Origin of the sequence: Shewanella halifaxensis HAW-EB4, assembly GCF_000019185.1 — a bacterium.
GTDB lineage: Bacteria > Pseudomonadota > Gammaproteobacteria > Enterobacterales > Shewanellaceae > Shewanella > Shewanella halifaxensis.
Map to the genome: position 1 here is coordinate 3,469,857 of NC_010334.1, position 16,638 is coordinate 3,486,494.

The window sequence follows — 16,638 nt, forward strand, 5'->3', positions numbered from 1 at the left end:
TTCTGACTTTGTAAAATTCACTCATTGATTAAACTGCTGTCGCTTACAACTGATGCCATAAAACAAACATCAGCGCTCTCCTCTGTCATTTATTATCTGTGCTAATCTAGATTTAAGCTATTTAGGTTTAGTGAGCTTTACTTAAAGAGGGGAAAAGATGATCAGTTGCAATCAATACGATTATATCGAAATCGTCTGTTTGTATCGCTACCCGATAGCACTCAAGCTTAAAAGCGGTGAAACCATTAGCGGTATCGCCCTAGATACAGCACGTGACTCTAAAAAGCGGGAGTGCATCAAACTAACCTACCAAGACAGCCCAAATACTGACGCTGATGATAGTGAAGATGATGGCGTCAATAACGACCTAGCCGTAACTCAGCTGATTATCCTTGATGACATCGCAAGCATTCACGTCTGTATCGATAATCCACACTTCCAGTCTGTCGAATTTAAATAATGTTTACCTATCTACCCATTAAAATCCAATTACCGAACCAAGGTCATAGGGATAAATAATTCTCTTTGACTAAGACACGCTCTGCTCTATGCTGTCCTCATACACAAAACTGTAATCAATCTGATAACTTGGCTAATCTTAACCAGCTTTTATAGTTAGCTTCTAACTCTCTTTAAGCTAAAGCGGCCGACTCTAATGGCTAACTTTAATGGCTAAGGATTAGTCCCCATTAATAGCAGGATGCTCAATATGAAACTCGCAATACTTCCTCTTCTGGCGTTTATCACCTTTTCTAGTAATGTCTTTGCTGAGCCCGCTTCAGCAAAGAGTGTTAAACAGCTGATGAATAAAACGGGCGCAGGAGAGCTAGGCATACAGGCGATGAACCAGATGCTGCCAGCCCTTAAAGGCCTTATTCCAGACGCGCCAGAAGAATTCTGGAGCGACTACATGGCTGAGTTTAATCCAGAAGATTTGATTGAAATGACAGTGCCTATCTATCAGAAGTACCTTACTGAAGAGGAAGTCCAAGCACTTAACGATTTCTATGACACACCTGCAGGTATGAAGCTGATTAAAGTGCAACCTCACATAATGCAAGAGTCGATGATGGCAGGCCAGCAATGGGGACAGGCAGTGGCTCAAGATGTGATGGCGAAATACAGGATACAAAACCAGCAGTCTCAGTAAGCTTAGAAAAACTCTGATAAACAAAAAACTAAGAGCCCAGCACAAACTGGGTTCTTTGCTTGAAAAACTATCAACCACGAAGCGCTTACTTCGTTTGCTACACAGAGGACACGAAGAAAAAAGCTCGGGGGCTTTTCTTCATGCTCTCCGTGTCCTTTGTGGTCCATTCTTATCTTTCGAAGTCATCGAATTTTCTCTGAGTAACTTCCTTAAGTGAACGGCATTACAGCTAAACTACTCTTTTTATTCAAACTTGATGGATTACAAGCTAATAAAAATACCCGCTAACGCCGCACTCATCAAGTTTGCCAAAGTTGCAGCCAATACCGCTTTCAAGCCCAAATTAGCGACCTCGCTACGACGCTCAGGCGCCATCACGCCTATACTGCCAAGTTGAATCGCAATCGAGCCTATATTAGCAAAACCACACAAGGCAAAGGTAATGATGACTTGAGAATGCATCGATAGTTGCTCTTTTACTGTGGTGAAATCCATAAAGGCAACAAATTCATTCAGAATAAGTTTTTGGCCAATAAAGCTACCCGCCTGCATCATCTCATTGACTGGTACGCCAATCAGAAATGCCACTGGCGCGAAGATATAACCAAGTAGACTTTGCATGGTCACACCATCAAAGTTAAACCAAGCCCCCACTTGCTCAAGGCCTGCGTTAAACATGGCAATTACACTGATAAAGGCCAGCAACATAGTACCGATAGCCACCGCGACACGCATACCGTTCATCGCACCAGAGGCGGCAGCATCAATCACATTACTGTGTTCACTCTTACTCATATCGACACTTTGTTGAGATTGCAGCACACTGGTTTCAGGAACCAACAATTTTGCCATCATCAAGCTACCCGGCGCCGCCATAAAGCTCGCTGCAATCAGGTATTTAAGCTCCACGCCAAGCCCCGCATAGCCACCTAATACACTGCCTGCGACTGATGCCATGCCACCTGTCATCACCACAAATAGCTCAGAGCGAGTCATTTTAGATAAGAATGGCCTCACCAATAACGGCGATTCACCTTGGCTTAAAAAGATGTTACCCGTGGTGACCAGTGATTCTGCACGGCTGATCCCAAGTAGTTTCTGCAAACCACCACCAATGATCTTGATCACCCACTGCATAATGCCTAAGTAATACAGCATGGAGATCAGCGCGCTGATAAAGATAACCAGAGGAAGCACGCGGATAGCGAACACAAAGCTGTTAGTTGCAAGGTCACCAAACAGAAAGTTAATCCCCTCATCGGCAAAACTTAACACCGACGCAACCCCCTGACTCACCGAGCCGAGAATATTTTGTCCCATAGGCACATACAGCACTAAGGCGGCCAAAGCGGCTTGCAAGGAAAATGCACCGAAAACTGTACGCCAGTTAATGGCATGGCGGTTTTCAGAGAAAATCCAACCACAGAAAACGAGAAAAGAGATTCCGACTAAACTGATCAACAACTGCATAATTTATCTCATTTTTTTAATATAAAACGTTTAAATATAAAACGTTTAAATATAAAGAGTTAAGTTGCAGGCGGTCGCAATTGTATAGAATATGGGGAATGCTTTAATGAAAGCGACATTTGACGTCGACTAACAGGCTAGGGGTAAACCCGCCTTTTAGCGTCGAGCGATTTGAGTGTCCGGCCATTGATACAAGAATGAAGCACCTAAAAACTTACAAAAGTTTTGCCGGTCCAACTCCGTGGGTTAATCACTTTCCATGTAGCGGCGATTAAGGTGGCAATGAACGAGAGGTTCTAGCCGGAACAGAATTATACGAACCATCGCCAAGATTAAAAGCCGTTAATCTAATTTAATTACAGTTTGTGTTGTTAAAGCGATCTACTTGCAGGGATAACGTGATTGCGATCACGTAAGTTAGTAACATCGCTAATTTGGAAGCTTGGATCGATGAAGTGCTATTTTGGATAAATGCGAGCTAGAAGTGTCACTTCTAGCTCTATGCTGCTTCCATGCTCAACTGTTATGGTTTATAAGATTTTTGTAGGCAAAGGGACATAATAATGCCGAAACAAATTCCTTGGGTGATCATGGCTGTACCGCCATAACTAAAGAAGGGTAATGGGCTCCCCATTACTGGCAGTAAACCACTCACCATCCCCATATTAATAAAGGCATATAAGAAGAAACTGAGCGCAAAAGTGGCGCTGACTAAACGGTTGAATGACGAATTACATTGATAAGCTAACCAAATGACTCGTCCTGTAATAAACAAATAGAGTCCTACCAAGAGTAAGCATCCGATAAAGCCCCACTGCTCTGCATAGGTTGAGAAAATAAAGTCAGTATGACTTTCCGGAATGAATCCAAGCTGACCCTGCGTCGCATTTGTCCAACCTTTTCCGTGCATTCCCCCAGAACCAATTGCAATCAATGATTGAATAATTTGGTAACCCGCACCAAGGGGATCGGATTCAGGATCCAGAAATTGAGTCACACGCTTTTTTTGATAGGCTTCCATTACAAAAAACCACAACATAGGGATAGTAATTGTGACTCCAGCGAGAAATGAACCAATAATTTTCCAGCTCATTCCAGCAAAATACAAAACAAATAGCGCGTAGATAACGGTGAATATCGCCCCATCTAGATCGGGCTGAATAAATATCAACCCCGCTGGAACCGAAGTGACGAGTAGACAGATGAAGATTTTTTTAATATCAGGGCGTCCACCTTCGGCAACTAAAATCCATGCAACCATCAAGGGGATAGCGACTTTGACTAACTCAGAGGGCTGGAATCGAATCGGCCCAATAACCAACCAACGTTGAGAACCGTTAGTACTATCACCAGCAAAAATGACTCCGAGCAGCAGAATTACCGCCACAGCATATAGATAAGGGGTTGCTCGCTGATACCGCCTTGGTGGGATGACTGACATAACAACAATACAGCCGATCGCAATAAAAGCTCTAATAAGGTGCCGCTCTAGCATAGACTCACTGAAACCACTGGCGCTCCATACCGTGAGTGAGCCAAGCAGAATCAACAACGAAATAGCAAGTAATAACGGGAAGTCAATTCGAGGAGTGTATTTAAACATATCTATCTTCATTCAACATAAAACATGAGATATCAAACAGAGAGACAAGCAAACTGGTGATCATAATGCGGGAGAGTATAAACAGTTTTTTAGTTTTTAAAATAAACTTGTTTAACTTTATATTTTTCAATACGTTATAGTTTATCGTTTGTAACTACTTTGTTGACTAGATTGTCTATCCAGTGCCGAATTCAGCTTTAATCAGACAAAAAAAGCTTAGCCACCCATAATAAATTAACAAAAGCACTTAACAAGAGCACTCAATAAAAGTACTGCCCCATAGAGATAGCGCTATTGATGGTTAGCTATTTTTAGAGCATGCAATCGCCATTACCGAACGCTAAAGCATCCGGTAATTTGTTTGAATATCAGTTACTTTTGAATATTGGCAATTTTGAAGAGCGAAGCTATATCAATAGTGTTATCCGTTAACTTATCGGTGACTCAAAGCCTTCAGGCTTTAACGCCACTAACGAGCACTTAATCGATTGCAAGATATTCTCTGCGGTATTGCCGATAACAAAGCCTGGAATACCCGTCCTTGCCAAGGTGCCCATAACTAAGATATCGATCTCTTTCTCGTTGACGAACTCAGGGATTTGAACATCCGCAGCGCCTTGCAGATGGTGAATAATAATGTCACCACCAATGCCAGATTGTTCAATGAGGCTGTCTAATGCTTTGCGATGACTGACTCTTAAACTTTCAAGCTCTGCGTTTAGTTCCTCTTGGTCAATTTTAATCCAGAGACTGTTTCTCAAGTAACTTTCAAGATTATATTCCCAACAAGATAAAACATGCAGGCGGTAGTCACACCTGTTGGCAGTATCGCGAGCTAACTGCAACATTCTAATTGAGAGTGCATTTTCTTCAAGGCTCGTGCTAATGGGATCTATCGCAACTGCAACCTGTCGTTTGTCCAACGGTTGATGGACTAAACGATTAAGCCAAACAGGACACGGGCATTTGCGCAGTAATGTCATGTCGATAGCCTTGAACCCTTCACCCGTTCCAGCCATAGGTTCAGCATCTTTAATCAACAGATCGTGCTTATGCTGTAAGATATTTTTTATGATGTTTACCGCCGGTTTTTCGCCACTAAAGACTTCCAGAGGCAAGGGAGCATCCGCCTCGGCAATATGATTTTCCTGCCTGCTTTTATCTATCTGTTGATTGACTGTTTGTCGCAGCGCATTTTCATAGATGTCTTGATATTGAGCGTTTATTTTGTGTGAGCTAGGTGAGAGCGCAGGACAAACAATCAAGCCTTTTACCCGTGCATGATTAGCCTGAGACAGTCGCAGCGCTTGCCCTATGGAGTCACTGTCACTAGGCAATCCCTGACTAACAAATAATATATTCTTGAAGCTTTTCATCTCTACCTCCGTGATATGGAGCACCTTGAGGGCTGGCGTTGAGCTTTAAAATGTCTCGTTTTGTTTATTGCTAGCGACGAAAAACATTGCTAAACGCAACAGATCCTTTCAAGTATTGTTCGACACAGGAAAATTTGCCAATCTGAGAGTGAAATATGAACTGTGAAATGAGGCTGAAGAGTTGCTATTTTTTCCAAAGTGTGGAGATTTTCCCGCTCCACCACTTTGTCAAATGAGTAGGTATTTTTTACCAATTGTTCAAGTTAGTTTTTTCCTTTCCCTCAAGTAAGAGGCCAGCAAATATTAAAACACCATAAACAAATACACATTCGAGAGTACCAACACTTGGCCGTACTACTATACCGATAACAGCGAATACAAAAGCTAGACCCATAACAAATTGACCTTTTGCTGAATACCCTGTCCGCGAAGAAGGCTTAATTTTTTTCTTATAATGCAAATATGACATCACAAAGAAATACAAAGGGCTTAGGCAAAAAACAAACCTAATACAATCGAAAAAAAAACTCCATAATTAACTTCCTTGTAAACAATAAGCCTTTTCTCAGCGAATGGTGTAATAGCCTTGATGGGGCTTAATTTAGAGGCTTGTTATACGCCACTATAATAAAGGTAAAGCGTCTTGTAAAATGTAGCCCTCTTTTTACTGCATCCAAATGTGTAGATAGGATATATGGCAACTAACCCCTTTTCACTGTTCGTTGCGAGTTGTTCGCTACAGAATCAATTACTCGTAGTCAGACGCGCCCACCTTTACACTAAGTTTCTTCGTAAGTATGCGAATAAAGCTCAAACAAGTTTCCAAACGGGTCTTCTAGATAAACCATTTTTGCTTGTTTGTTATCATCTTCAGGGTGGTAACGCATAAGTCACCACCCTTACACACAAATTCTTCAGTACGTTTAATCGCACCTTCAAAGTCATCAGTTTGAAGACAGAAATGGAAAATACCAATACGTAAGAAGTCCACTTCATGGCGCTCTTGACTAACAACCATCTCAAACAGTTCAACGCCAATACCATCAGATGTCACTAGGTGAGCAATATTGAAACCTTTGAAGCCGTCACCGAAAACGGCTATATACATTCTACCAATGGCCGTCTCACGCTCTTCAATAACTTGAGTGTTACCCATAACCAGTTATAGGCCCAGTGCTTTAGTGTAAAACTCAACGGCTTTGTCCATGTCACCGAGCATGATCCCAACGTGACTCATTTTCATCATTTTGCTCCACTCTCAAAAGTTATATTGGTTACTCATTTCGATGGAGAGAGTATAGGTCTAGACAATGAAAACTATAAATTATCAATAATTATCCATATGATAACTTTTCATTATAACCACCTTCAGCTTGCCCTCCTTGGTGTTTTGTAAAACGTAAAGCCACTTCGATGGTGAGATGGGGGGCAGTGAGCCTACTAGCCTATGAAAAAATCGATAAGACTTGCTTAACTCACTTTTGGACAAAAGCTGCTCACCACGGCGAATATGGCGAAGCCATGTGCTAATAAGCGAGAGCTAGGGATAGCGAACTGGCCGTTAAACACGGATGTTATTGGAACAAAGAGGCCACGAAGAAAGGCAACAGCTCGTAGTCAGCTCACATGTCGCTACTTCTGTGGGACGCTATAAAGCCCTCCTTGGCTGCTCTGCGGTTTCATCCTTGAAACCGAAGCCCACAGCCGCACCGACATCTGACTATTTATCTCTGCGAATTAGATCCCTAAGATGTTACAAACTCGTTTTTTGATAGAAACGAGTTACGAAGTTCTGAACAGTCAAATCTTTCGAATAACTTTTTCTATTCCAGATCTTCTACAAATGTCTGACCAAATTATCTAATCCACTACACCACAACAAACCATGAATTAACTCAGTATGGTAAGAGTCGCTTAACTAAGATTAACCTGATTCGAAGAAGGAGCTAGAAAAGTGCACTTCCTCGTATTGGTCACGATAAATTTCAATCCTTGAGGTTAGAAGAAACCTTCGCCCTCAAGGGTACTAGCCAACTATTCGATAAACCTTTCGTTCAACGCTTTTTTTAAATGACCGTATAAAAACGCATTGCCTTGTTGGAGATTGATACAAACTTCTTCTAGCCAATAAATATCAACCAGCAAATGGATATCTGAGGAAATTTGCATTAAATGCTTTTGCGTCAGAGTTTCAATAGGAGCATTCCAAGCAAGTGACAGATCCATAATCACCGTTCTACTCTTCTCGATATGGGGAATCCATTCTAGTTCCTTGAGAGGCTCGTTATTCACAGTAGAAACAATGAATAAATAGCAACCTCCTTCGCCCATATCAAGGATACGATAAGGGCGATCATTCAAATAGGTCGTTATCTCCATTAGTGCTCCTTATTTGCTTGTTGATTAGTTGATAGTCAATGCGGTATCAAAGGCACCTAATGAAGCATCAAGTTGATTAAATCGTGTATTTCCAAGTACGACATTACTCCATTGCGAATGCGATAAACTGACGGTGACACCATTATTCGGTTGTGGGCTAATTTGGATAATCCCGTTGCGTAATTCGATACCAAACAAAGTATGGCTATCACTCATTTTTAGATTAAACTGAGCATGTAAGCTCTCCGCTTTTCGTGTATCAACTAAATAACGAAGGTAATTCACGTTATTTTCAATCGGCGATTGCTCTAGTTTGTTTTTATCGACTGAGCCAAGCATTTGGCTTAATGTTTGGAAATTATCAATGCTGTGGTTTGCTAAAGAAAGTTGCCCTTCATGCAATAGGGCTTCTGAGATGTAAAATCCGCGCGCATTGGCTGAGCTGGTTCGTTGCCCAAGAGCACGAGCAGCATCGGCACGAAATTGTTTTACCTCAGCATTAATGGGGTCAACCTCAAGCAGTTGCGAAGTTAGATATAAAGACCACTGCCAGCCTTCTACTGTTTGTTTTTGGTTAGATGAACGGACCATTTTAGTTGCGGTCTCAGCGCCACCGAGACTGGATATATAAGTATGTGCAAATTCATTGCTACGCATTGGATTAATATCGTACACATCCCAACCATTCCACCCGACCGTACCGTTATAAACTTGCTTAACATGGCTTTCTACTTGGCCATAAGTTTCTTTATCTTTTCTCATTGCTTCAGGGAAATAAACAAATTCAGCTGCACCTTGAGCATCTTTTCCTAAACTGATAGCTCGAATCGTTTGGTCGTGGATCAGTTGCATCGAATCACGAAATGCTTGAATAGAATCGATTGCAGATTGACGAGTAACATTCGCAGCGCCATGAATATCCACGTGATAATCAAAGTCATAAGACAGCACTAAATCGGCGGCTTCAACCAATCGGATAGGATCGCGATACCGATCACCTCGTAAGGTGTACAAGTTGAAAATCGTACTATCACCGTTAACGGCGTTGGTGACCATTAAGCTTTTTTCAGGAAAGTAATAAGCAACACTATCCGTTACATCGGTTGGGCTTGGTAAAACAACCACTTCAGTGCCAGCAATGCGATGTGATTCTATTTCATTATGTGTAAACGTGATCTCTGGAGAGAGATAGCCTTTTTCTGCCGATAATTTATCGAGAGAAAAACCTAGTTTATTAGGAAAAGCATCCGGACCTTTCTCTGGGTGTAGCATGCCAAATTGTATCACCGCACGAGCATTGAAATTACCCGATAATGGACTAACTCCATTGTCTGCTAAAAGGTGTTTTTCCATCCATTCATGGGCATAGACTTTTGTATTATCGCCTTGCCATACGGATGCGCCCCACACGTAGTGAGAATGAGTGTATAGAATCGCTTCAACTTCGATTTTTCCATTGAGCTTTTTCTCTAATGCCGCTCTTTGCTCTTTAGCGGCAGTAACACTATCGCCCGCATCAATGATTATCCAGCCTTCAGGCGCTTGAACTGCAATTATATTGCCAATTCCCCAACCAGAAATACGATATACCCCTTCAGTGATCATCGTAATATCTTGTATATCAACGCCCCACGCTGTATCAACATTAACTGCAGGGGAAGTTGTTATAGCCCCATTATTAGCCATTACTGGTTCGTAATTAAGTGAGAGATTATATTGTTCTGCAATAACGAATAAAGATGTTGAAAGTAATAAGGTGCCACCCATAATTTTTTTAAACATAAATAAGGCCTTCTATAAAGTTGAAAACGAAACGGTTAAGCAACTGTGCTCTTGCTGCGTTTATTAAACTTGTATAGCCGATGCAAATCGATGAATAAGAGAAAGTCATTTATGCTGTATCTGTGTAGAATGAATCATCAAAAGTAAGCCATGTTTGCATAGGGATATCGATGAAAAACAACCTAGATGAGTTGGATCTCAATCTATTAAAGCTGCTAAAAGTGGTGGTAGAAACAGGAAAAACACAGGTTGCAGCAGAGCAACTAGGGATATCACAAACCAGCGTGAGTCGAGGATTAGCCAAGCTGCGTGAAACCTTTGGCGATCAACTTTTTATTCGTAAGGCGCATGGCGTCGAGCCGTCTGAATTAGCGGAGAAACTTGCGGATGCTGCGGATGAAATGCTTAACCCGGTGAAAAAAGTGATGCAGTCTTATCACAGCTTTGATCCGATGAAATTTGATAGTGAGCTCACTATAGCAATGAATATCTATTTTTTAGAATTATTCGGTGACGGTATTTTCACTGCGCTAAAGCAGGCATTACCTAACGCTAAATTTAAACTGGTATATTGGCAAGAAGAGACGTTGAGCGAGATGCTTAATGGTCATGTGGATTATATGATCCACTTTTCAGCCTTTCCGCTTCCACAAGAAATTTATCAGCACAAACTGCAAGGCATCAACCTTTGTCTTGTCGCAAGGAAGAATCATCCTGTACTGACAAAGAGCTGTGAGTGGGAAGATATTCATCATCTTCCTCTTGCACGATTGATCGTTGATGGAATCAATACTAAACGCTCTCCGATTGAAGAAATCTACCTTGCTAAAGGGTATCAAGCGACAACCTCTTTGCTTACTCACAGTGCAAGAGTGCTGCTTAATCAACTAAAGCATTCAGATGACATTTTATTTGGCAGCAGTTACATGACAGCGCTTGATGACGAAGTCGCAACTTATCCTCTTCCCCTATTGCCTAAAGAATTGCGTAATATTCAAGTAAACGGCGGGTATCTTCAAACCAAACGTGGATTTCCTCTCAACCAACTCTTACATCAGACCATGCAGACGTTTTTTGATGGTGTTACTCAGCCAAAGCAGTAAAATCGCCCTCCACAATTTCAAACTTCTGCCTTATCAAGTCGTTACTGATAGGGCAAATATGAATATCTCCAATTCATATCCTATTTTTAAGCCAGTCAGCATAATGTCTCTATCGACGCGATAACAGGTGATTATCTTCATCTCTAATCGAAGACTAAATATGCAATTAAAGGCCTGATATGAAAAAGACAACCCTGACTTTAGCACTTTTCGCACTGACACCATTCTCGATATTAGCGAGTGGACAAAATCCACTAAAAGTGACCGAAAAATCGCTGCCAATTCCTGTTCATGCTTCACAAGAAGTACAAAATACCTTGGCTGTTTTACCTGCGCCATTAAACAGCGGATCAGTGAAAGCGATAGCGGTGCCAAGTACTGACGGTGAGTGGAAAGCGCATATCTCTGAATTTAATCACCCAACAGAAGTTCAAGGTCGTCAAGCGGCAAAAGATTTAAATGTAAAGTACGGCGTAGAAAACATAAACGGCGTTGAAATCTATACCTTAACGCCTGCTAACATTTCAGAGAAAAATGCGAATAACCTGTTCCTTCATATTCATGGTGGTGCGTGGATTTATGGAGGCAATGATGCCTTGCTGCGTGAAGCGGTAGTGATTGCACATAAGTTGCAAATGCCTGTTGTTTCCGTCAATTACCGAAAAGCGCCTGTTCACCCAGCGCCAGCAGCATTGAATGACATTATTACGGTATGGAACTCACTGCTTGCTGAGCGTCAAGCTGACTCTATTATGATGGGGGGAACCTCTGCGGGAGGGAACTTAACTACAGCGGCCACGTTACGAATGAGAGATCTCGGCATGCCACTTCCAGCGGCACTGTTTATCGGTACGCCAGCGGCGGATGTATTAAAAAATCCAGACAGTCGATTTGTTAATGATGGTATTGATGCTTTGCTTGGTACTTGGGATGGGCTCATTGAAGCGTCGGTAGAATTATATGTGGGTGATTTAGATCCAAAAAGCCCTTACCTTTCGCCAGTTTATGGTGACTTTACAGGTTTCCCACCAAGTATCTTGGTCGCAGGAACTCGTGATCTAATGTTGAGTGATACGATTTTGTTACACCGAGCGTTTCGTGATGCAGGCTCACATGCGGATTTACATATTTACGAAGCGCACTCTCACGGTTTTTATATGCTGCCGGGTAAAGACAGAACTAACTTTTACGCAGAAATGAATAACTTTTCTGATGCGTATATCGGCAGATACAATGACATTACCCCCACTAAGGTAACAGTAACTTTCAAATTAGAGGATATTTTGCTGCCTGAAAGTAAGTAGAACGTTCTAATCACACTCGAGGTGAAAAGCGGGATCACATCTTATGACTCATGAAACGAGAAAATGTTTTTAGGTATTTACAAACTAGGTATCTCGCCGCTATAGCCCAAAATAAGACACCAATTACCCGGTGTAGATACAACTGCGAGCTTCGATGACTGGGCCGCTCTATGACGTCCATGTCACCGCGGCTTTTGTGAATCCGTTTACATCAGACGTCATCGCAGAGCCTACAGGGCCAATTCAGTTCCATACTGAATTTGGCATTACCTCCATCCATGGAGGTCAGGCAGGCTTGCAACGATATCCAAATCTAAGAGCCTGTTAAGCATCCATGCTCGTCTGGATTTTTTATTCTGGTTATTAACTTTATCTACACTTTACAAGAACTAAATATGTCTAAACTGTTTTTATAATCACTCGTTTCAACGTCCATCACGCCTAATATAGAATGAAAGATATTGTCATGTGAATATTGATTATATTCGGCTTCTTTTTTAATACACTCACTATTAATGTTTTTCGTTTCTTTAAAGCCTTCTGACATCCATACCATTAGTGGTACTTTTGTTTGGTAATCAGGGGCGAAACTATAAGGCATACCATGCAAAAACATGCCTTTCTCACCAAGAGATTCACCATGGTCAGATATGTAAATAAGTGATGTATTGTACTTATCTTCAAGTTTCTCTAACTTTGAGATAACATTGCTGACCACATAGTCGGTATATAAAATTGTATTATCGTATGAATTAACAATCTCTTCTATGGAGCAATTTTCTATATCACTTCTGGGACAGTCTGGTTTAAATTTTTTCATCTCTGCTGGGTAGCGCTTATAATATGTCGGCCCATGGCTTCCCATAATATGAAGAATGATCATTCTATTCCCTTCAAGGGAATCAATATCTTGCTCAAGGTTGTCCAGTAAAGCCATGTCATAGCATGTCATACCATCGCAAAACTCATTTTTATTCGAACGTTCAATGGTTACTTTATCGATGCGAGCAGCAACATTCTTATCTCCGCCATCATTTTCTTTCCACAGTAATGCAATATTAGCGCGTTTTAAGATATCCAATACATTATCTTGATTATCAGCAACATCTCGATTGAATTCATTTTTCGTCATCGATGAAAACATACAGGGAACTGAGACTGCGGTGGCCGTGCCGCATGAACTTACGTTTTGAAATGAAATGATACCGAGATCGCGGGTGTATTCATTGGTATCTCTAGGATAACCATTTAATTCATAGTTTTGTGAACGTGCTGTTTCACCTACAACAAGTACCATTAACGTTGGTTTATTTTCGGATGCTGCGAGAGTTGAATCTGTCTGTTTGGCATCCAATCCAATTTGGCGATATTCAAGTGGAACTGAAAGAAAGGTTTTCCAGATGTACTCGGTAGTGCTATAGACAAACTGAGTGGGAATAATGGCTTTTTTCAAATAGCGATTGTTACGACCAACCGATGAGTAGTCTTGATAATATAGGGCTGCGATCACCACTATTACAACCAATGATAGCGCCATCGAAACCAGCTTCATCGAAAGCATTTTAGCCGGACTCTGTTTGATCCCTATGGGGACCATGAACACAATCAATGCGGGTATGATGCCCATTAACACAACCCACAGAACAGAATAACTACTTAGATAAGACCCCGCTTCACTCGAATCCGTTTCCACAATATTAGCGATCATATTGTAATCAAAGAGTGTTCCATAATTATAACCGGCATAACTCACAATGCTGGAAAGAATTAGCAAGATGATAAAAAAAGGTTTCGCTATAACAGGCCAACTAAATAAATTAAAAAGAAAATTTAATGCTGCCCCAAAAAATATTGGAATTGATAGTACAAAGCCAATTTTAACAGGATTAATATTATTAAATATTGTGTACAACTCGGCATAGATAGGAATGTTCACAACCAATGAGAAGTAGATTGCGAGTATTAAGGTGAAAAGCGCATAGGATACGCCAGACTTAAAGGGGCGTTTCATCATATGACTCACATTATTAGATTCTATATACAAAAGAGTTTTCCAGCAGTGATAGCTATTTCCCAGCAGACATCATCCCTATTTTGACTAAACAGTCAAACAATAATGACATATTTATCTACTAAAACCACAAGAGGCAGGTAAATGCGTTGCAGAATCACAGCTTATTGAACAAAGCCGCTGTATGATGGAAAAGATAAAACTTACCTCTATCCTTTCATCCTAAAGACCTGCTAAAGGCGACCTAATGAAAGTATTGTGAATCGGCATGCATTTGGCGAAACATCAACCAGATTGAAAGTATTATCAACTATTTACACAGTGTCTTCATTACCTTTCCTGATACTCGCAGTAGTGAGTCAACTTCAGCAATGTGCCAACTGTTCCATAAAATAATTTGCCAAAATCAGAAGTAACTTTTATCCCATTGTCATTTGGAATATTGGACCTATGCGTCTCTATTTCGGCATTGTCTAATACTCTCCTTCGTTTGTCGTCACAAATAGACGATTAGTAACCATGAAGGGACAAGTTCAAGCACATTTTCCTGTAGCAATCGCTCAGACAAAATATGACCAGCCTTCATTTGAAGGCTAAGAAACTCTTTCAGGCACAACGTCTGATTCTTGCTATCCATAGACGAACCTAAAACTAAGAGTGACATAAGTGCTTCAGGTAAACGAAAAATTATTGCCATCCATGGACGCTCCTTAAACCAAGAGTGTCATAAGTGTTCCAGACACAAAAAAGCCCGATTTCTCGGGCTTTCTCTTTTATAAAGCGATAAACAAGCTCTATCCGTTAAGTCTCTCAATTAGATAAGAGACAAGGTCTATAAAAATTAACCTTCGATACCTTTGCTCGTTAGGAACTCATCATAAGTGCCTTTGAAATCATTCACGCCATTTGGTGTGATTTCAATAATACGGTTAGCCAATGATGATACAAATGCACGGTCATGACTGACGAAGATTAGTGTACCTTCGTACATCTCTAACGCGTTGTTCAATGACTCGATTGATTCCATATCCATGTGGTTGGTTGGCTCATCAAGTAGCAAGATGTTTGGCTTTTGCATAATTAGCTTACCAAACAGCATACGGCCCTTCTCACCACCAGACAGGACTTTAACAGACTTCTTAATATCGTCTGAACCGAACAGCATACGGCCTAAGTAACCACGTACTGACTGGTCATCGTCTTCTGGCTTGCGCCACTGGCTCATCCACTCAAACAAGGTCATGTCGTTAGCAAAATCTGACTCGTGATCCTGTGCGTAATAACCAATCGCTGAGTTTTCAGACCATTGAATGGTACCCGAATCTTGTGGGATATCGTGTACTAGAGTACGTAGTAATGTCGTCTTACCCACACCGTTATCACCCAAGATAGCAATACGCTCGCCAACTTCTGCAATGATATTAAGATCTTTAAATAGCGGGTGATCGAAGCCTTTGGTTAAGTCTTCAATAATCAAAGCGTTACGGAACAATTTCTTCTCTTGTTCGAAACGAATAAATGGATTAACACGGCTAGATGCTTTTATTTCATCAAGCTTGATCTTATCGATAAGCTTGGCACGTGATGTTGCTTGCTTAGCTTTAGATGCGTTAGCAGAGAAACGTGCAACGAAACCTTGAAGTTCAGCAATCTGTGCTTTCTTCTTAGCGTTGTCAGACATCAAACGCTCACGCGATTGCTGCGCAGCCATCATGTATTCGTCGTAGTTGCCTGGGAATACACGTATATCACCGTAGTCTAAGTCAGCCATGTGAGTACACACCGAGTTCAAGAAATATCTATCGTGCGAGATGATAATCATGGTGCTGTTACGTTGGTTTAGCATCTCTTGCAACCAGCGGATGGTGTCGATGTCCAAGTTGTTGGTTGGTTCGTCAAGTAGTAATACATCTGGATCTGAGAACAATGCCTGAGCCAAAAGTACACGTAGCTTAAAGCCAGGTGCGATTTCGCTCATTAGGCCGAAATGCTGTTCAACACCAATACCCACGCCCATTAGTAGTTCACCCGCGCGAGATTCAGCGGTATAACCGTCCATCTCAGCGAACTCCATTTCTAAATCAGCGACTTTAATGCCGTCTTCTTCAGTCATTTCTGGTAGAGAATAAATACGGTCACGCTCTTGCTTCACTTTCCAAAGCTCGGCATGGCCCATAATTACGGTATCAACTACGTTGAACTCTTCGTAACCAAATTGGTTCTGGCTTAGCTTACCCAAACGCTCGTTCACGTCTAATGAAACGTTACCACCTGTTGGCTCTAAATCACCAGCAAGGATCTTCATAAAGGTTGATTTACCACAACCGTTCGCGCCGATCAGACCGTATCTGTTTCCGCCGCCAAACTTAATTGAGATGTTTTCAAACAGTGGCTTAGCGCCAAACTGCATGGTGATATTAGCTGTAGTAATCAAAGTGACAATTCCGCTTTTGGTTATAT

At 41.4% G+C, this 16,638-nt stretch carries 11 protein-coding genes and 1 pseudogene; 4 read left to right on the top strand and 8 right to left on the bottom strand.

What is annotated here, in order from left to right; translation table 11 throughout:
- Positions 1-157: 157 nt before the first annotated feature.
- Positions 158-460 carry a Rho-binding antiterminator gene (locus tag SHAL_RS14770; protein ID WP_012277931.1) on the top strand — a complete coding sequence of 101 codons (303 nt, stop codon included), beginning with the start codon at positions 158-160 and terminating at the stop codon, positions 458-460.
- Positions 461-709: 249 nt separating this feature from the next.
- Positions 710-1,150, top strand: coding sequence for a DUF2059 domain-containing protein (locus SHAL_RS14775; RefSeq protein WP_012277932.1), 441 nt, complete (start codon positions 710-712; stop codon positions 1,148-1,150).
- 261 nt (positions 1,151-1,411) lie between these two features.
- Here SHAL_RS14775 and SHAL_RS14780 read toward each other — a convergent pair whose 3' ends face one another.
- The 6 genes and pseudogenes from SHAL_RS14780 to SHAL_RS14810 all read right to left on the bottom strand — a co-directional run bounded on the left by SHAL_RS14780 (position 1,412) and on the right by SHAL_RS14810 (position 9,760).
- Positions 1,412-2,620: a NupC/NupG family nucleoside CNT transporter gene (locus SHAL_RS14780; protein WP_012277933.1), complete on the bottom strand. Its 1,209-nt coding sequence runs from the start codon at positions 2,618-2,620 to the stop codon at positions 1,412-1,414.
- Positions 2,621-3,143: 523 nt separating this feature from the next.
- The gene (rodA, locus tag SHAL_RS14785) at positions 3,144-4,223 is read right to left on the bottom strand and encodes a rod shape-determining protein RodA (RefSeq protein WP_041416028.1); all 1,080 of its coding nucleotides are present in this window, start codon (positions 4,221-4,223) and stop codon (positions 3,144-3,146) included.
- A gap of 428 nt (positions 4,224-4,651) precedes the next feature.
- Positions 4,652-5,599: a universal stress protein gene (locus SHAL_RS14790; protein ID WP_012277935.1), complete on the bottom strand. Its 948-nt coding sequence runs from the start codon at positions 5,597-5,599 to the stop codon at positions 4,652-4,654.
- A 779-nt stretch (positions 5,600-6,378) separates the two neighbouring features.
- Positions 6,379-6,842: pseudogene (locus SHAL_RS14800) on the bottom strand (VOC family protein).
- Positions 6,843-7,633: 791 nt separating this feature from the next.
- Positions 7,634-7,978 (bottom strand): hypothetical protein, encoded by a 345-nt coding sequence (locus tag SHAL_RS14805; protein ID WP_012277937.1) that lies wholly within the window; start codon positions 7,976-7,978, stop codon positions 7,634-7,636.
- A gap of 24 nt (positions 7,979-8,002) precedes the next feature.
- Positions 8,003-9,760, bottom strand: coding sequence for an alkyl sulfatase dimerization domain-containing protein (locus tag SHAL_RS14810; protein ID WP_012277938.1), 1,758 nt, complete (start codon positions 9,758-9,760; stop codon positions 8,003-8,005).
- Positions 9,761-9,930: 170 nt separating this feature from the next.
- Here SHAL_RS14810 and SHAL_RS14815 point away from each other — a divergent pair, with 170 nt between their 5' ends.
- A complete protein-coding gene (locus SHAL_RS14815; protein ID WP_012277939.1) occupies positions 9,931-10,863 on the top strand; it encodes a LysR family transcriptional regulator in 933 nt (310 codons plus the stop codon).
- A gap of 179 nt (positions 10,864-11,042) precedes the next feature.
- Positions 11,043-12,167 carry an alpha/beta hydrolase gene (locus SHAL_RS22410; RefSeq protein ID WP_012277940.1) on the top strand — a complete coding sequence of 375 codons (1,125 nt, stop codon included), beginning with the start codon at positions 11,043-11,045 and terminating at the stop codon, positions 12,165-12,167.
- A 373-nt stretch (positions 12,168-12,540) separates the two neighbouring features.
- Here the strand turns inward: SHAL_RS22410 and SHAL_RS14825 are convergent, their stop codons facing one another.
- Positions 12,541-14,181, bottom strand: coding sequence for a phosphoethanolamine transferase (locus tag SHAL_RS14825; RefSeq protein ID WP_012277941.1), 1,641 nt, complete (start codon positions 14,179-14,181; stop codon positions 12,541-12,543).
- Between the two features lie 838 nt (positions 14,182-15,019).
- A complete protein-coding gene (locus SHAL_RS14835) occupies positions 15,020-16,612 on the bottom strand; it encodes an ABC-F family ATPase (protein ID WP_012277942.1) in 1,593 nt (530 codons plus the stop codon).
- Positions 16,613-16,638 lie beyond the last annotated feature (26 nt).